17 protein-coding genes are annotated in these 18,530 nt (G+C 39.8%); 16 read left to right on the forward strand and 1 reads right to left on the reverse strand.

Going from position 1 to position 18,530, the window contains the following annotated elements:
- Positions 1–322 precede the first annotated feature (322 nt).
- The 11 genes from KGF34_RS11080 (at position 323) to KGF34_RS11130 (ending at position 14,733) form a co-directional block, all read left to right on the forward strand.
- Positions 323–745 carry a division/cell wall cluster transcriptional repressor MraZ gene (locus KGF34_RS11080; protein ID WP_022234968.1) on the forward strand — a complete coding sequence of 141 codons (423 nt, stop codon included), beginning with the start codon at positions 323–325 and terminating at the stop codon, positions 743–745.
- A 10-nt stretch (positions 746–755) separates the two neighbouring features.
- A complete protein-coding gene (gene rsmH, locus KGF34_RS11085; protein ID WP_249375950.1) occupies positions 756–1,679 on the forward strand; it encodes a 16S rRNA (cytosine(1402)-N(4))-methyltransferase RsmH in 924 nt (307 codons plus the stop codon).
- A gap of 273 nt (positions 1,680–1,952) precedes the next feature.
- A complete protein-coding gene (locus KGF34_RS11090; RefSeq protein WP_252559070.1) occupies positions 1,953–2,489 on the forward strand; it encodes a hypothetical protein in 537 nt (178 codons plus the stop codon).
- 138 nt (positions 2,490–2,627) lie between these two features.
- Complete coding sequence (locus tag KGF34_RS11095) at positions 2,628–4,898, forward strand: penicillin-binding transpeptidase domain-containing protein (RefSeq protein WP_252559075.1); 2,271 nt, start codon at positions 2,628–2,630, stop codon at positions 4,896–4,898.
- Between the two features lie 96 nt (positions 4,899–4,994).
- Positions 4,995–6,026 (forward strand): phospho-N-acetylmuramoyl-pentapeptide-transferase, encoded by a 1,032-nt coding sequence (gene mraY / locus KGF34_RS11100; protein ID WP_252559078.1) that lies wholly within the window; start codon positions 4,995–4,997, stop codon positions 6,024–6,026.
- A 33-nt stretch (positions 6,027–6,059) separates the two neighbouring features.
- Positions 6,060–7,340 (forward strand): putative peptidoglycan glycosyltransferase FtsW, encoded by a 1,281-nt coding sequence (locus KGF34_RS11105; RefSeq protein ID WP_252559080.1) that lies wholly within the window; start codon positions 6,060–6,062, stop codon positions 7,338–7,340.
- Positions 7,341–7,358: 18 nt separating this feature from the next.
- On the forward strand, positions 7,359–8,480 hold the full coding sequence (murG, locus tag KGF34_RS11110) for an undecaprenyldiphospho-muramoylpentapeptide beta-N-acetylglucosaminyltransferase (RefSeq protein WP_022234962.1): 1,122 nt from the start codon (positions 7,359–7,361) through the stop codon (positions 8,478–8,480).
- A gap of 57 nt (positions 8,481–8,537) precedes the next feature.
- Complete coding sequence (gene murA / locus KGF34_RS11115) at positions 8,538–9,791, forward strand: UDP-N-acetylglucosamine 1-carboxyvinyltransferase (protein ID WP_022234961.1); 1,254 nt, start codon at positions 8,538–8,540, stop codon at positions 9,789–9,791.
- A gap of 27 nt (positions 9,792–9,818) precedes the next feature.
- The gene (locus tag KGF34_RS11120; protein ID WP_252559083.1) at positions 9,819–11,474 is read left to right on the forward strand and encodes an FtsQ-type POTRA domain-containing protein; all 1,656 of its coding nucleotides are present in this window, start codon (positions 9,819–9,821) and stop codon (positions 11,472–11,474) included.
- Between the two features lie 217 nt (positions 11,475–11,691).
- A complete protein-coding gene (ftsZ, locus tag KGF34_RS11125) occupies positions 11,692–12,795 on the forward strand; it encodes a cell division protein FtsZ (protein WP_022234959.1) in 1,104 nt (367 codons plus the stop codon).
- Between the two features lie 288 nt (positions 12,796–13,083).
- The gene (locus KGF34_RS11130; RefSeq protein WP_252559086.1) at positions 13,084–14,733 is read left to right on the forward strand and encodes an AMP-binding protein; all 1,650 of its coding nucleotides are present in this window, start codon (positions 13,084–13,086) and stop codon (positions 14,731–14,733) included.
- 230 nt (positions 14,734–14,963) lie between these two features.
- Here the strand turns inward: KGF34_RS11130 and rpmB are convergent, their stop codons facing one another.
- Positions 14,964–15,152, reverse strand: a complete 189-nt coding sequence (gene rpmB, locus KGF34_RS11135; protein ID WP_022234957.1) for a 50S ribosomal protein L28 — start codon at positions 15,150–15,152, stop codon at positions 14,964–14,966.
- Positions 15,153–15,439: 287 nt separating this feature from the next.
- Here rpmB and KGF34_RS11140 point away from each other — a divergent pair, with 287 nt between their 5' ends.
- The 5 genes from KGF34_RS11140 to KGF34_RS11160 all read left to right on the forward strand — a co-directional run bounded on the left by KGF34_RS11140 (position 15,440) and on the right by KGF34_RS11160 (position 18,486).
- Positions 15,440–16,135 (forward strand): site-2 protease family protein, encoded by a 696-nt coding sequence (locus tag KGF34_RS11140; protein ID WP_186935841.1) that lies wholly within the window; start codon positions 15,440–15,442, stop codon positions 16,133–16,135.
- An 11-nt stretch (positions 16,136–16,146) separates the two neighbouring features.
- A complete protein-coding gene (locus KGF34_RS11145; RefSeq protein ID WP_252559101.1) occupies positions 16,147–16,875 on the forward strand; it encodes a segregation/condensation protein A in 729 nt (242 codons plus the stop codon).
- The gene (gene scpB / locus KGF34_RS11150) at positions 16,868–17,461 is read left to right on the forward strand and encodes an SMC-Scp complex subunit ScpB (RefSeq protein ID WP_252559110.1); all 594 of its coding nucleotides are present in this window, start codon (positions 16,868–16,870) and stop codon (positions 17,459–17,461) included. Before KGF34_RS11145 ends, scpB begins: the two co-directional genes overlap by 8 nt.
- A 2-nt stretch (positions 17,462–17,463) precedes the next feature.
- Positions 17,464–17,778, forward strand: a complete 315-nt coding sequence (locus KGF34_RS11155) for a TfoX/Sxy family protein (RefSeq protein ID WP_249375942.1) — start codon at positions 17,464–17,466, stop codon at positions 17,776–17,778.
- A 78-nt stretch (positions 17,779–17,856) separates the two neighbouring features.
- Positions 17,857–18,486, forward strand: a complete 630-nt coding sequence (locus tag KGF34_RS11160; RefSeq protein WP_252559111.1) for a DUF2953 domain-containing protein — start codon at positions 17,857–17,859, stop codon at positions 18,484–18,486.
- Positions 18,487–18,530: the final 44 nt, after the last annotated feature.

Here is an 18,530-nt window from a genome sequence, read left to right on the forward strand (position 1 = left end):
TTGAATTTGTAACCTTTTTGCTTATAAAGGTTACAACAAAGCTCTTAAGAGTCGCAAAAATCCCAGATTTTATGGAGGTTTTGCGGCTCTTTTTTGTATTATAATTTCGCTTGAGAATTATAAATTAAAATAAGGTAAAAATAATTTCAAATCTGAAAAATATTACTTAGGTTTGTAAATTTTATTTCATTTTGTGCTATATTTATCTTGATTTTTATCAGCTGATGGGGTATAATGATAGCAAACGGTGGCATAAGGTGTCATTTAGTGACTGAATGATACTCAAAAAACCGAAATTCAGTTCTAAACGGAGGTGGGCAAAATGTTTTCCGGAATGTCTAATAATTCAATCGATGCAAAAGGACGAGTTGTTTTGCCTGCAAAATTCCGTGACGAACTCGGAGAAACCTTTTATGTAGCACAGGGATTTGGCACTCCTTGTATTCAGGTTATGTCTAAGGAAGTTTTTGAGCATTTCTGTTCACAGATTATGCAGCTGCCCGCTAACAAAGCTATGATTCTCCAATATACTTTTACGGCAACCGCTGTTGAAGTATCGCCTAATTCACAGGGCAGAGTTCAGCTTCCGCAAACTTTAAGGGAGAACGCAAAGCTTGACAGCGATGCTCTTGTAATCGGTCTTAATAATCGTATTGAGATTTGGAGCAAGTCAGTGTTTGAGGATTATGTAAATTCACAGAAGGAACAGCTTGCCGACGCAGTTGGCAGCCTTTCATTCGGATAAGGAGCAAGCTATGGAATTTAATCATATTCCCGTCCTGCTCAATGAAACCATCGAAGGGCTTAATATTAAAGAAAACGGCATTTATGCCGATGGTACTGCAGGCGGTGGGGGACACAGCAGTGAGATTCTAAAACACCTTACTACAGGTAAACTTATCTCAATTGACCGTGATCCCGATGCTATCCAAACGCTTACAAAGCGTTTTTGCAAAAATGAAAATTCAATAATCATAAAGGGCAACTTTGCAGACATTGCCGAGCTTTTAAAGCAAAGAGGCGTTGGCAGACTTGATGGGGTTATGCTTGACATCGGTGTTTCTTCTCATCAGCTTGACACAGCCGAACGGGGATTTTCTTTTCACGAGGATGCTCCTCTTGATATGAGAATGAGCCAAAGCGGTACAACAGCCGCAGATTTGGTAAATTCGCTTCCTTTTGAAGAATTACGCAGAATTATTTACACCTACGGTGAAGAAAAATTTGCGGATTCCATTGCAAAGGGTATTGTGAAAGCGAGAGAAGAAAAGAAAATTGAAACTACCTTACAGCTTGCCGAGATTATCAAACAGAATGTTCCGCAGAAAGTGCGAAGAGAAGGACATCCTGCAAGAAAAACATTTCAGGCTATAAGAATAGCGGTAAATGACGAACTCGGAGCACTTAACAGAGGTCTTGACGGAGCGTTTGAAATGCTCGGTTCGGGCGGAAGGCTTGCGGTTATTACATTCCATTCGCTTGAGGACAGAATTGTTAAGCAAAAAATGGCGTCATGGTGTAAGGGATGTACTTGCCCGAAAGATTTTCCGGTGTGCGTATGTGGCAATAAGCCCAAGGCAAAACTTATTACCAGAAAACCGATTTGTGCAAATGGGACAGAATTGGAATTAAATCCCAGGGCGAGAAGTGCAAAGTTGAGAATATGCGAAAAAATATAGTTTTTTCTTTGGTAGCTATGGACAAATGAGCTAAATTGTAGTAAAATATAACAAAGCTGTAAATAAGGTTACAGATACTATTAGTAGTAGCTTTTTTATACTGCAATTACTATATGTACGCATAATATAGGACTTTAAAGACGATTTATCGTGCTTTAAATACGTATAATTCTTTTAAAATGTTAAATTTGTGAAATATTTTGCTCGTTTTGAAAAATGAGTATATTGTGTGTTTTATTATAAATGATATCGGAAAGGCACAGGGTGCAGAATATGGCATATGAAAACAGAAACGCAGCTTATGATTTGAGTCTTTTTGACCAGGCTTCAGCAGCTCCTTTGCCAAAGCGTGACGAAGAAGTAGAAAAGGTAAAAGAACCTAAGAAAAAGACCGGTAAAAAAGTAATTTCTCTGCCGGAAGAGGAATTACATAAAATCAGAAAGCGCAGACACAATCCGCTTAAGGTTGCACTCGGTACAATCGGCGGTGCAGCTGTTGCAATGATTATTGCAACAATTATTGTGGGACAGGTAAGAATCACAGAACTTAATCAGCAGATTATTACCGCAAAAGAAACACTCTCAAATGCACAGAGTGTTTATACACAGACAGAAATGAGCTTGCAGGCAAAGCTTAGCTCATCAGACATTGAAAAATATGCCGAAAACCAGCTTGGTTTGACCAAAGCATCAAGTTCTCAGCAAGAATTTGTTTCACTATCGGGTGGAGATAAGGCAGAGGTTACTTCTCCGGAAAGTGAAAACCTCTTTACTCAGTTTATCAGCTCAATAGCAAATCTTTGGTCATAACATAACGGCAAACTTAATACAAATGTTATGGAGGAATAAGAGTTAAGACTGTGTCTTGGCTCTTTTTTCGGTATAGAACAGTTATTGTAAAATATTTACATTTTTATAAGGCTATTGCGGTTGAAAGGAGAAATTTTGTTGGAGAAAAACGATTTTACTAAAAAAGAAAAGAAAAAGAAGGCCGCAAAGGGTCCTAATCAGCGCCTAAGACACAGAACGGCAGTTCTTATTGTACTTATTCTTGTTATCGGTTTTGGCGCAATTGTTGCAAGACTCGGTTATCTTACCACTATACAGAGCGGAAAATTGCAGCAGGCTGCGGTTGAACAACAGCTTATGGACAGAAAACTCCCCGCAAAGCGTGGTACGATTTATGATTCAAACGGCAAGGTACTTGCGGAAAGTGCATCTGTATGGCAGGTAGTTATGTCGCCTGCGAATATAGATACCGATAAGCAGAGAGAGGCTGTTGCTTCCGGTCTTTCTGAAATTCTCGGACTTGATAAGGCAGATTTGCTTGAAAAGACAAAGCAGAACAGCTACTATGTAGTTGTAAAGCGTAAGATTGAATCTGATACAAGAACAAAAATTCTTGAACTTATCGATAAACTTAAGAAAGACTACGACTGCAGCGATTATGCGGTACAGCTGCAGGATGACTACAAAAGATATTACCCGAATAACGACCTTGCGTCTAATGTAATTGGATTTACAGGCAGCGATGAACAGGGTCTTGAGGGTATTGAGTATGAGTACGATACTTATCTTAAAGGTACAGCGGGCAGAATCGTAACCGCCAAAAACTCAATAGGTACTGAAATGCCTTTTCAATATGAGCAGAATGTTGCAGCTAAGGACGGTAATAACCTTTATCTTACAATCGACTCAACAATTCAGTCTATTTGTGAAAAATATATGGCACAGGGTATCATTGATAATGATGTTCTTAACAAAGGCGTATGTATATTGATGGATGTAAATACAGGCGCTATTCTGGCTATGGTTACGGCAAACGGTTATGACCTTAACAATCCTTATCAGCTTTCAGACGAAGAACAGAAAAAAATAGACGCTCTTCCCGAAAATGAACAGGATGCAGCGGAAAGTGCGGCTTTGTCAGCAATGTGGCGTAATAAGGCTGTTGCCGATACTTACGAGCCGGGTTCTGTATTTAAAATGTGTACAGCGTCAATGGTTCTTGAAGAAGGTCTTGTAAATCCGGACACAAGTACATTTTATTGTGCGGGTTCAATGACAATCGCTGATGCCGATCCTATTCATTGTCATAACCTTGCAGGCCACGGCACACAAAGCTTTACAGAGGCAATAGTAAACTCTTGTAACCCTGCTTTTATGCAGATGGGACAGTTGCTTGGCATTAACAAATATACACAGTATTATAAAGCATTCGGTTTTGCGGACAAAACAGGAATTGACCTTCCCGGTGAGGCTGATGACCAGTTCTTTACAGATATGGATGAAGTTGACCTTGCGGTAGGTTCATTCGGTCAGAACTTTAAAATCACACCTATTCAGATGATTACAGCTTGTGCCGCTGTTGCAAACGGCGGTTATGTACTCCAGCCTTATGTGGTTTCAAAAATCACAGATTCAGATGGCAATGTGGTAAAAACCGTTGAAAAGACAGTTAAGCGCCAGGCTGTTTCAAAAGAAACATCTGATAAGATGAACGAAATTCTTGAATACAACACATCAACTGCAGGTTCGACTTCGGGTTATGTTGCCGGTTATCGTGTAGCAGGTAAGACAGGTACTTCCGAGAAAAAGGGTGGGGAAATAATCAGTAACTATAAGGAAGACTATATTGCATCTTTCTGCGGATACGCTCCTGCCGATGACCCTCAGGTTGCTATGCTTGTATTCTTTGATACACCAAACGGTGCTTCATACTACGGTTCTCAGGTAGCATCTCCTGTATTTATCAATATTATGACAGAGGTTCTTCCTTATCTTGACATTAAAACAAGCTACTCGGATGACGAGCTTGAGTATATTGATACAGTAGCCGGTTCTTATGTTGGACTTTCAGTATCCGAGGCTACAACAAATGCAGAAAATGACGGCTTTACAGTTACTGTAAAGGGCGAGGGCAATAATGTTATTTCTCAGATCCCTGCTCCGTCATCACAGATACCTAACGGCGGCAACATTGTGCTTTACACAGATGAGGCAAGTACAGCCGAAAAAGTAACAGTACCGAAGCTTGTGGGATATTCGGTTTCTGAGGTAAATGCCGTTGCAAGCTCATACGGACTTAATGTAAGCCTTGTGGGTGCGGCATCGGGCAGTGTAGTAAGTACATCACAGGATATAGCAGAGGGCACTATGGTAAGCGAAGGCTCACTTATTACCGTAACCTTCAGTTCGTCGGTGAGTGTGAACGATTAAAATTTGCGGTTCAGAGGGGACTGCAATGTTAAATAAACCATTGGGCAGGGCTTTGATTATTCAAGCCCTTTGCCCGTATGAAAGGAACGATAATTAATGGTATATGGAATTTGGACTTTTGCAGCGGCTATCGTTGCATTTATTATTTCTGCGGTTGCGGGTGCATTTTTAATTCCAATGCTTCGCAAACTTCACTTTGGTCAGACTATTCTTGAAGACGGCCCTAAGTGGCATAAGAAAAAACAGGGTACTCCGATTATGGGCGGTTTTATGTTTATTATAGCTATTACAGCCGTTACATTAATAAGCACAATTGTATATATGTGCATCGGTAAGAATTTCATAAACCTTTATTTTGCGGATATTAATAAAGAAACCGTAATGATATTTGCGGGACTTTTCCTTGCCCTTGCAAACGGTGCTATCGGTTTCATTGATGACTACACCAAGGTAGTAAAAAAGCGTAATTTAGGTTTGACAGCAAAGCAAAAACTTATTTTACAGTTTGCCGCCGCTATTGTTTATATTATTATTCTTGCAGTTGCAGGCTGCGGCACTGCAACAACAATTCCTTTTGTTGGCAGAGTTGACCTCGGATTTTTCTACTACATTATTTCGGCAATTGTAATTGTCGGCATTGTCAATGCGGTAAATCTTACCGACGGCGTAGACGGTCTTGACGGTTCAATTACATTTTTTGTATGTATAAGCTTTATGGTAATAGCATGTATGATGAGCGCTCTCGGTGTAACAGCGTGGAGTGCGGCATCGGCAGGTGCTTGCCTTGGTTTCCTTGTTTGGAACTTCCACCCTGCAAAGGTATTTATGGGCGATACAGGTTCACTTTTCCTCGGCGGACTTGTATGTGCAATAGCTTTTGCTGTTGATATGCCTATACTTCTTCTTCCGATAGGTATTGTTTACCTTTGTGAGATGTTCTCTGTTATTTTACAGGTTAGCTACTTTAAGGCTACCCACGGCAAAAGATTATTTAAGATGAGCCCTATTCACCATCATTTTGAGATGTGTGGCTGGAGCGAGGTTAAGATAGTAAGCGTATTCAGCATTGTAACAGCAATATTCGGCGTGATTTCTGCGTTGATTGTTTACTTTGGTGTAGTTGCTTAATTTATTTTTTCAGACTGACGGGAGGTTTTGCGAATGGCTCCGTATCTGAATATGATACTCAAGGCTGATATAAACAGAATATATGACGAGAAATATCTTGAAGCAGAGCAGGCTAAGAAAGAGAAATTCTTTAACGCTCCTAAAAAGAATTCCGCAAATTCTACAGGTAAAAAGCGCAGAAGAAAGCCGGGTTGGATTACAACGGGTATGGGTATAGATTTGCCGTTCTGCATTATTATTCTTGTGTTGCTTACAATAGGCTTGATTATGATGTTTTCGGCAAGTTACCCGGTCGCATACTATAGCCTTGGCAACAGTTACTACTACCTTGTAAGACAGTTGATTTTTGCCGCTATCGGCGTAGCGTGTATGTTTGGTATTTCGTTTTTTAACTATAATAAGCTGCACAGAGTTGTTCCTCTTATTATGGGTATTTCATACCTTGCTTTGATAATTGTACTTATCGTGCCGTCAGGCGAAGCAGGCGTACACCGTTGGATTCCTTTAGGTCCTTTTAATATTCAGCCGTCAGAGATTGCAAAGTTTTCTACAATACTTTTCTTTGCTCATTGGTGCAGTAAGCATTATGATAAAATGCAGTTGCCGAAATTCAGTGTACTCCCCGGTATTACAGTATTCGGTACGACTGCAATGTTACTTTTCCTTGAGCCTCACTACTCGGGTATCGTTATTATTGCAATGCTTACCGTCCTTATGCTTTACATTGGCGGTATGAAAACAAGATACCTTGCAATAGGCGGTATTATTCTCGGCGCATTGGTAATTGTGCTTGCTATGACAGGCGGACTTACATATGCTATGAGCCGTATGGACGGTTGGGGACAGTCGCTTGAATACACAACCGAAGATATGTGGCAGACAACATGGCAGACAAGAAACTCACTTTACGCAATCGGTTCCGGCGGACTTTGGGGTCTCGGACTCGGTCAGTCAAGACAGAAATTCCTTTATTTGCCTGAACCGCAGAACGACTTTATTTTTGCTATTGTAGTTGAGGAACTCGGACTTGTGGGTGCAGTCCTCATACTTCTTATATTTGCACTTCTTGTATGGAGAGGAATTACACTTTCACTTCGTTCAAAAGATAATTTCGGAAAACTTTTGGGTATAGGTCTTACTTCACAGATCGGTTTGCAGGTAATACTTAATATTCTTGTAATTACCGACTGGTTGCCTAATACAGGTATCAGCTTGCCGTTCTTCAGTTACGGCGGCAGTTCGCTTATTATGCTGCTTGCGCAGATGGGACTTGTGCTTTCGGTTTCAAGAACGGCAAACATCGAAAAGCAGTAAGTGTTTGGAGGTATATAAATGAGAGTTTTACTTGCAGGAGGAGGCACGGCAGGACATATAAACCCTGCTCTTGCCATCGCAGGATTTATAAAGCAGAAGAAACCCGATACGGAATTTCTTTTTGTGGGCAACAAGGGCGGTATGGAAGAAACCCTTGTTCCGCAGGCAGGATATAATATGAAATTCATTGTTATCAGCGGTTTTAACCGTAAGCTTTCACCGAAAGGCTTGGTTGACAATGTAAAAACTGTAAAAAGAACAATCACTTCTTCTATTGACGCAAAGAAAATTATAAAAGAATTTAAACCTGATATTTGCATCGGTACAGGCGGATATGTTTCAGGTCCGGTTATCAGAGCTGCCGCAAAGCTCGGTGTAAAAACCGTTATTCACGAGCAGAATGCTTATCCGGGAATTACAAACAAAATGCTCGCAAAAGAAGTTGACAAGGTAATGCTTGCAGTGCCCGACGCTAAAAAGCATTTTGATAAAAAGGCGGATTTTGCCGTTACGGGTAACCCTGTAAGAAGTAAAATCCTTACAGCAAACAGGGAAGAGGCACGGGCAAAGCTCGGTGTTGACGAAAGACCTGTAGTGCTTTCATTCGGCGGCAGTCTTGGTGCAAGAAAAATTAACGAGGGTGTAGCCGATTTAATTGCAAGGAGCGGAATAGACGGAAGATACCAACATATTCACGCTTACGGCAAATACGGAAAATGGTTCCCCGACCTTTTGAAAGAAAAGGGCTGTGACCTTGAAAAAGCTGACAATCTCGATATAAGAGAGTTTATTAATGATATGGATGTTTGTATGGCGGCTGCGGATTTGGTAATCTGCCGTGCAGGTGCTATTACACTTAGCGAAATTCAGGCACTCGGCAAACCCGCAATTCTTATTCCGTCACCGAATGTTGCGGAAAATCATCAGTATCACAATGCTATGGCGCTTGTTAATGCAGGTGCTGCCGATATTATTGAAGAAAAGGATCTTACAGGCAGATTGCTTATGCAAAAGGCAGACAATATGCTTTCAAATCCCGAAAAACTTGCCGAATATGCAAAAAATGCAAGAAAAACCGCTATAACAGACGCTAACGAGAGAATTTACTCCGTTATAAAAGGTGTGCTTGGTCTTGTGTAACACATTTTGCATCTGATACATAGAATGTAAAGGTATTTTATGTAGGAGGGTGTTATTGTGTCAAGACTTCTTGTTACGGGACGGGAAAAGCTCAGCGGTGAAGTTAATGTTCAGGGTGCAAAAAACAGCGCCTTGCCGATTATTGCGGCTTCGGTTCTGACAAAGGGCGAGAATGTGCTTTTCAATTGTCCCGCTCTCTCGGATATTGAGGCATCCTCGCAGATTCTTCGCTATCTCGGCTGTAATGTAAAGCGATTTCATACTACTATGCTCATTACCGCTGACGGATTGTGCAGAAATGACATTCCTGATGTTCTGATGAGAAAAACAAGAAGTTCAATTATTTTTTTAGGTGCTGTTCTTGCACGGACGGGTGCGGTCAAACTTTCGTTCCCCGGCGGATGCGATCTTGGACCTCGTCCTATAGATATGCACCTGAATGCACTCATACAAATGGGTGCGGAAATTGTAGAAAAACATGGCGTAATAGATTGTACTGCACCAAAGGGGCTGAAAGGCACAAAAATAGCTCTTTCGTTTCCGAGCGTAGGTGCAACCGAAGATATTATGATAGCCGCAAGTACCGCTGACGGTACAACTACAATTATAAATGCCGCTTGCGAACCTGAAATTTGCGACCTTGCAGATTATCTCAACAGTTGCGGAGCAAAAATCAGCGGCGCAGGCGAGGGAGTTGTTGTGATAGACGGTGTTTCGTCGCTTAACGGCACTCAACACACAATTATTCCCGACAGAATAGTTGCGGCAACTCTTATGTCTGCTGCGGCTGTTACTCAATCAAAAATTACGCTGAAAGGAATTGTGCAGAGTCATCTCGGAACAGTTATTCCCGTTCTTGAGGAGGCAGGCTGCAAGATACGCTCAAGCGGCGGAAATCTTACGATATCCGCACCGCAAAAACTTTCGGCTATCAGAACTATTCGTACAATGCCGTATCCCGGTTTTCCTACCGATGCTCAAGCACCTCTTATGGCAGTTGCAAGCGTAGCGGAAGGAACTACCGTGTTTGTCGAAAATATTTTTGAAAACAGATACCGACATACAGGCGAACTTTCCAGAATGGGTGCAAAGATAAAAACAGAAGGAAAGGTTGCCGTTGTAGAGGGTGTGCGGTCACTGTACGGAGCAAAAGTTGATGCGCCCGATTTGCGTGGAGGAGCGGCACTGGTAATTGCCGCACTTTCGGCAGACGGTGTTACCGATATAGGTAATTCGGAGTATTTGGAAAGAGGATATGAAAATATAGAGCTTATGCTCGGTTCTTTGGGTGCGAGTATATCAAAGCTTTAGGATGGGTATATTTGTAAGGAGGATAATATGGCAGAAGATAAGAGGAAGGAGCTTTCGGCGGAAGAACGCAGAAAAATCGGAAAGCAGCGAAAGCAGGCTGCCAAAGAGGCACAAAAGTACCGAAAAAACAGGGAAAAGGCAGTAAAATCCTCCGCTAAACAGGAAAATAAAGACAGTGCCAAAAAGCAGAATGAGCCTAAAAAACAAGGCGAAAACAAAAAGCCGAAAACCGCACCGTCAAAGAAAAATTACAATGCACAAAAGGCAAAAGCAACAAAAAATAATACAAAATCCGAAAAAAAGACAGAGAACAAATCTCACAGCAAAATTGAGCAAAAACTCAATGAACAGATGAAAAAGCAGAGAGATGATCTCAGTCAGGAAGAACGCTTTATAAGAAAAAGTGAAAAGAAAATCAAAAATCTAAAGCCAAGGGCTTATGATGACGGTTTTTATATAGATGAATTCGGTGAGCGCCAAAAGCAGCAAAGAGTTGCCCAAAGTATTCACGAGCAGGAAAATGAAAAAGTTAAGCGCCTTAAAAAGCCTATGACTTCAAATCAAATTAAAAAACGCCGAATTATGGCGTCGGCAATTACCTGCGGCGTGGTGCTTTTAATCGGCGTAATTTTGTCGCTTACAGTTCTTTTTAAAACCGAAAAAATTGAGGTAGAGGGAAACAGCTTTTACAGCGAAGATCAAATACTTTCGTATGCAAATGTAGCTTTGCAGAGTAATATTTTTGTGGGTAAAATGACTGCAACACCCGATAAAATTGCAGAGAAACTGCCTTATGTCGAATCTGCAAAAGTTGATTTTGTAGTGCCCGATACAATAAAAATAACCATAACGGACGCTGTTCCGTCTTATGTTATTATAAATGACGGAAAATTCCTGCTTATCAGTTCAAAAGGCAGAATACTTGATGTTATGGCTGACAATTCGTCAAACTACCCCGTACTTTCAAGCAGTTCACTTAAAAATACAACAGTCGGCGAATATGTATCATACAGCGATGAAAATGTGCCTGTAATTCTTGAAGAAATTTCCGACTCGTTAAGCAAAAATGAATTTAAAGGAATAACGGGTATTGATGTTACAAATACAGCGAATATAGAGCTTGTTTATGACAACAGAATAGCTGTTATTATCGGTTTGCCGGAAGATATTGATTACAAAATCAGAACGGCAATGGCGATAATAACCGAAAAGCTTGACCCTAACAAAACAGGTGCAATTTACGGTACTCTTGATGTTTCATCTTGCAGTACGACAAAGACATCAAGATTTAATCCTAACGAAACAATAGCGGTTACTACTGCGCCTGTCGGTACTACAATTGCGTCACAGGCTGCTGACAATACTTCCCCTGCTGTAACAACACCGCCTGCTACACTTGCCACTAATAGCAACGGCAATTATGTAGGCAGTATTCCTGCAACCGGCACAGATATAGGAAACGGTATTGTTGCTTTTGATACTGACGGCGACGGTATTGCAGAATGTTTTGATACCGACGGTGACGGATACGCCGATGTATATGGCTCGCTTAATTCGTCAGGCTCGAACGGTTCAGACAACAGCTCCGACAGCTATTCTGACGGCAGTGACGGATACAACAGCGGCGAACCGTCAGAAGATTATTCGACGCAGTATGATGACCCGAATAATTCGTATTTATAATTCTTATATGTAAATATTTGACATAATAAAAAGCATTTTAGAGAAAAATATATTTGTGTAAACAAATAGGAATAAAATGGAATCAGCAAATTAAAAAAAACACGCAAAAGCATTGATATTTTTACAAAAGTGTGTTAATATATGAATTATAATCGCCTTAAATGTGATATTATGATTTATAGACGGGATGAATATAGATAACAAGGAGGATGTTTAAATGGCTTTTGAACTTGAATTGGAAAATGAGTATATGCCTAAAATTAAAGTAATCGGTGTTGGCGGCGGCGGCGGTAACGCTGTAAACCGCATGGTTGATATGGGAGTTAAGAATGTTGAATTTATCGCTGTAAATACAGATGAGCACGTTCTCAGACTTTCAAAGGCTTCACAGAAGGTACAGATCGGTGAGAAACTTACAAAGGGTAAGGGTGCCGGTTCTAAGCCTGACATTGGTAAGAGCGCAGCTGAAGAAAGCAATGACGAAATTGCAGCTCTCCTTAAGGATACAGATATGGTATTTGTTACTGCCGGTATGGGCGGCGGCACAGGTACAGGTGCAGCTCCTGTTGTAGCTAAGATTGCCAAGGATATGGGTATTCTTACAGTAGGCGTTGTTACAAAGCCGTTCGCTTTTGAGGGCAAGAGAAGAATGACACAGGCTGAGCAGGGTATTGCAGAGCTTTCTGCTTGCGTTGATTCACTTATCATTGTTCCAAACGAGAGATTAAAGTATGTTTCAGAAACAAGCATCACACTTCAGAACGCATTTGCTATTGCAGATGATGTTTTAAGACAGGGTGTTCAGAGTATTTCTGACCTTATTCTCCTTCCGGGTCTTGTAAACCTTGACTTTGCCGATGTTACTTCTGTAATGAAGGATGCCGGTTATGCTCATATGGGTATGGGCAGTGCAACAGGCAAAGATAAGGCTACTGTTGCTGCTGATATGGCTATTTCAAGCCCACTTCTCGAAACTTCAATTGACGGCGCTAAGGGTCTTATCATTAACATTACAGCTTCTGCAGATGTAAGCCTTGATGATATTGACGCTGCATCCACAATGATTAAAGATAAGGTATCTGAAGACGCTAACATCATTTGGGGTGCTGTTATTGACGATAAGATGGAAGATGCTATCAGCGTAACTGTTATTGCTACAGGTTTTAATGCCGACAGTCAGGTTGCTAAGAAAAAAGTTGAGGACAGTTTCCTTACAGAGGAGAAAAAACCAACTTCCGCACCTGCTGAAAAGTCAAAGAAAGATGTTACAGACGATGATGACGATACTTTCTATGACATTATGTCAATCTTCAATAAATAATTATACTTAAACTTTATGGAGCTGTAAAAAAACAGCTCCAATTTTTTAAAATTGTTTATGCAGAAACCGCATAACATAATGCAAAAATATTATAATTCGCATTATGCGGAGTGTTGTATTTATTGGGGGAATTGTTTATAATAAAAACATAATTAAAATATTCTTGCAGGTTGGTGACGATTGACCTGTTGTATGTACTGATTAGTAATAGTTGAAAATTTAATTTTATTAATTATGGCAATTTATCGCTGTAATTATTATCTTAGTATTAATATTTAGGAGATAATTATGCAGTTATTTAAGAATTTTTGTGACTATACACTTGATAAAAACGGTGTGCTTGAAAAATTTGAATTAAAGTATCCCGATAATTACAATTTCGGTTATGATGTTGTAGATGAAATGGCAAAGTGCGCACCAAACGATATTGCTGTTCAGTGGACAAATGTTCATAATGAAAGAAAGACATTTACTTTTTCTGATATTGCAACTTTGAGTAATAAAGCGGCTAACGCATTAAGAAATAACGGAGTAAAAAAAGGTGATAAGGTACTTGTGATTTTAAAGAGAAATTACGAGTATTGGTACATTGTGCCTGCTTTGCATAAACTCGGTGCGGTTGTTATTCCCGCAACAAATATGCTTACCCTTGATGATATTACCTACCGTATTGAAACTGCTAATATTAAATTCGCAGTTTCAACTCCTGATGATGTTACAGCCGAAACTTTGGTGCAGGCAAAGACAGTAAAATCTCAACTTGAAAAAGTATTTGTGGTTCGCAGAGATGTTGAGGGCAGCATTAACCTTACAAAGGAAATTGAAAATGCTGACGAAAACCTTGAAAGAGTACAGACGAAAGCAAAAGAGCCGATGCTGATTTATTTTACATCAGGCACAACGGGTTATCCAAAAGCGGTAATGCACAATCATACCTATACTTTAGCGCATATTGTGACCGCAAAATTTTGGCAGAATGTCAAGGAAAACGGGCTTCACCTTACGGTAGCGGAAACAGGCTGGGGTAAAGCATCATGGGGTAAAATTTACGGTCAGTGGCTCTGCGGTTGCGGAGTTATGGTGTATGACTTTGATATTTTTTCACCTGAAAAACTTTTAAAGGTGATTGAAGATTTTAAGGTAACTTCTTTTTGTGCACCTCCTACGGTTTACAGATATTTTATCAAAAAAGATATGAAGAAATTCGATTTGTCACACCTTGAGCACATTACAACAGCAGGTGAGGCACTTAATCCGGAAGTGTTTGAGCAGGTACATAAGCAAACAGGATTGCAGATTATGGAGGGATTCGGACAGACCGAATCTGTATTAATGCTCGGTAATTTGGTCGGAAGTACGGCTAAAATTGGTTCACTCGGCAAGCCCACACCCCTTTATAATATTATGATTGCCGACAATGAGGGTAACAGACTGCCTGCAAATGAAGTCGGAGAAATCGTTGTAATTCCGTCAGAAAATCAACACGGCATATTTATGGGTTATTGCGGAAATGAAGATTTGTACGCAAATGTGTGGAAATACGGCATATATCATACAGGTGATACTGCTTATATGGATGATGACGGCTATTATTGGTATGTGGGCAGAATTGACGACCTTATTAAAACAAGAGGTTACAGAGTAGGTCCGTTTGAAATAGAGAATGTGCTTATGGAGCATCCTGCCGTTATGGAATGTGCGGTAACGGGCATTCCCGATAAAGCAAGAGGTCAGGCGATTAAGGCGACAATCCACCTTGCCAAAGGATTTGATAAAAGCAAAGAGCTTATGCAGGATATAAAGCACTTTGTAAATTCAAAGGTTGCATCATATAAGCATATTCAGCATATTGAATTTATTGACGAAATGCCAAAGACTATCAGCGGTAAAATAAAGAGAATAGATATTAGAGATATTGACAGAACAAAACTCTGTTGATGATTGTGATAAGTAATCTCTATAAGCAAAAAAAGCCTTGCTTTCAATCTGAGAAAGCAAGGCTTTGTCTGTGTAACTGTTAAGTTGTGGTTTAGAAAAATACTTTGCAGATATATTCTGATAAACTATAATTCTACCAACTTTTTTAATAAATAACCTAAAACTAAGCATAAGACAACGAAAAATGCCGTTCTAAAATCAGAACGGCATTGGTTTTCGACTTGTCTGTATTAGTTTGCTCTGGTAACCTTACCTGAACGTAAGCAACGGGTGCAAGCATATACACGCTTTGGAGAGCCATCAACAATAGCCTTTACACGCTGTACATTAGGCTTCCAAGTTCTGTTGGAACGTCTGTGTGAGTGAGATACCTTGATGCCGAACTTTACATCCTTACCGCAGAAATCACATTTTGCCATGCGTCTGCACCTCCTTAAAAATCATTTTTCACATCTAACTTTGTTATAATAACAGAAAACGAACAAAAATGCAAGTGTTTTTTTAAAATTTCTTTTCTTGTTTTTTTATTTGCTTTATTATATAATAGTAATTATATATAGCTTAGGTGTGATTTTTATCTTTATGATAGATAAATTTTGCTCTGAAATATCGCTTAAATGGCTGTTTTTTGCTTTTGCTTGTTTTGTGGAAAATTAATGTCTTTAAAAACAAAATCAATTGCTAAATAAAATTTTGGAGGATAATTATGTTACAACAGATTTTTTCAGGCTCGTTTAATTTTTACGATGTTGTAGCCTATCTGGTAGCAGTTTTACTTATTATATTTTTAATTTTGCCGTTTCACGAGTGGGCGCACGCTTTTGTTGCGTATTTACTCGGTGACAAAGAGGCAAAAAGCCGTGGCAGATTAACTCTTAATCCTATAAGCCATATTGATATGGTAGGTGCGCTTGCAATGATATTTGTCGGCTTCGGTTGGGCAAAGCCTGTACCTATCAATCCCAATAACTTTAAAAAACCAAAGCTGGGTATGGCGCTTTGCGCTCTTGCAGGCCCTGTGGCAAATCTTCTTGCGGCATATGTAGGTTTGGTTATTTATTATATTTTAGCTTTTGCGTTCCCGTCATTCTTTTATTTGAATGACATAGGACTTATGATAAGAAGTTTTTTTGTTTTTTATGCATCTTGTAATGTCAGTCTTGCGGTATTTAACTTTATTCCGATTCCACCGCTTGACGGTTCAAAGATTTTATTTGCATTCTTGCCTTATAAGGCAATTGCATTTATGACAAAGTATGAAACAATTTTCTCTTTGGCACTTATCTTTTTAATCTTTACGGGCGGTCTTAGTACGGTGCTTGGTTTTGCCACAAACGGAATTTTGAATTTCTTAAGCGATATGGCATTGAGCCCTGTCAGATTTTTTGCAGAATTATTTTAAGAGGTAGAGCTATGGATTCACAGCCGTTGCAATACAGGTTGGAGGCATTTGAAGGTCCGCTTGATTTATTGCTTACCCTGATTTCAAAAAACAAAATAGATATTTACGATATACCGATAGCCGAGCTTATTGAACAGTACCTTGAGCAAATTAAGGTTATGCAGGAAAATCAGCTTGACATTGAGTCGGAATTTCTTACGATGGCGTCAAGACTTGTTTATATAAAGTCAGTAATGTTGCTCCCTAAGTATGAAGAAGAGGTTGAGGAGCTTAAAAAGGAGCTTACAGGACAGCTTATCGAATATGCAATCTGCCGTCAGATAGCCAAGAAATTCAGCGAGATTTACGATTACGACAGCTTTTGCAGAGAGGCGTCGCCTGTTGAATATGATCTCACATACAACCGTATTCATCCGAGCGAGGATATAGCAAAGGCATATGTAAGTGCAGTCGGAAGAGGAAAGCGTAAACTTCCGCCGCCGGAATCGGCATTCAGCGTAATTGTGGCACGAAAGTTTGTGTCTGTAAGCAGCCGAATTATTCATGTAATGCGTAAGCTGTGGAAAGGCAGAAGAATAGAGTATCAAGAACTTTTTGACGCCTGCGAAGAAAAGAGCGAACTTGTAGCGACTTTTCTTGCTACACTGGAACTTGTAAAAGGCAAGCGTGTTAGAGTTGACGGTGACGGCGACCACGCAATCGTTTATATGATAGATAACAAGGAGAACAAAAATGTATGATAAAAAAGCGGCAGTCGAGGCAATACTGTTTGCAAACGGTTCGCCGGCAGAGCCTGACAAAATAGCACAGGCAATAGAAGTGAAACCATCACAGGCCGAAAAATTAATTTTAGAGCTTATGGATGATTACGAAAAGCAGGAGAGGGGCATAAGAATAATTAAGCTGAATAAATCCTATCAGATGGTATCGGCTAAAAAATTTGCTCCCGAAATCCGTAAAGTTATGGACTTGCGCAGAAATACTCCGCTTTCGCAGGCGGCGCTTGAGGTGCTTGCCGTTGTTGCATACAATCAGCCTGTTACAAAGGCTTTTGTTGAGCAGGTGAGGGGCGTTGATTGCAGTGGTGTTTTGGGCAGTCTTACCACAAAGGGACTTGTCGAGGAAAAGGGCAGACTTGAACTTCCGGGCAGACCGTTGCTTTACGGAACAACCGAGAACTTTTTAAGATGTTTTAATCTTGAAAGCATAGAAAATCTCCCTCCGCTTCCCGAAAGTGACAAGACTGATAATTCAGACGAAAAATCCGAAGAAGAAAAGTCAAAAGAAAATAACAACGATGTTGAAAATACCGAAGTTGAGAAATAATTATGGCGTCAAGCAAGGAATATTTGCAGTTTGTTTTAGGACAACTCTCCGATTTGGAAGAAATTACTTATCGTGCTATGATGGGTGAATTTATTATTTACTATCGTGGTAAAATAATAGGCGGAATATATGATGACAGATTACTTGTAAAGCCTGTAAAATCCGCAATCCAATATATTCCGACAGCTGTATATGAGCTGCCGTATGAGGGAGCAAAGGAAATGCTTTTGGTGGATGAAGTTGATAATAAAGATTTTTTGACAGGTTTATTCAATGCAATGTATGACGAATTACCGATGCCAAAGGCGAAAAAGTAGGCAGTATTTATATTAAATCAGTAAGATTAAGTAAAATTGCTTTTAAAATGATAAACTAAACTCGGAGGAGGTTTTGCCTTGCTCTGGCTGTATATACTGCTGGGGATAGTCTTGTTTTTTGCAATAATTCTTGCTATTCCCATAAAGGTCTGCGTTCAATATAAAAAACAATTCTTTTGCAGACTTCGCATAGGCTTTGTAAAGATTATTCTTTATCCGCCTGTGCCAAAGAAAAAGAAACCCAAAAAGAAGAAAAAAACCGAACAACCGCAAAAGCCTGCTCCTAAAAAAGAGGAAAAACCTAATGATAACTTCTTAAAAGAGTTGGGACTTTCGGGGATTGTAAATCTTTTTACAAGGATTACAGAGCTTGCCGCAGGTGTATTAAAAGACTTTTTTGCACACATAATAATCAAAAGCTTTGCGTTAAGCATAAAAGTCGGAGGAAAAGACGCTGCCGATACGGCTATAAATTACGGCAAGGTTTGCTCGGTTGTCTATCCGCTGACAAGTGCGGTTATAAGTTCAATGAAATATACGCATTACGGTGTGGATATTCTTCCCGACTTTACGGAGGGTGCAAAAACCAAGATTGAGTTTTTTGCGATATTTAAAACAAGAATAGCACATCTTGTTAAAATAGTATTAAAACACGGCTTTAAGGCATTAAAAATGCTTATGGAGCTTAAAAATATAAAAGACAATTAACGATATTTATCGCATATCTGTTTGTGCAGTTATGACGATTATTC

The sequence above is a fragment of the Ruminococcus sp. FMBCY1 genome, assembly GCF_023921805.1.
Lineage (GTDB): Bacteria > Bacillota > Clostridia > Oscillospirales > Acutalibacteraceae > Ruminococcoides > Ruminococcoides intestinale_A.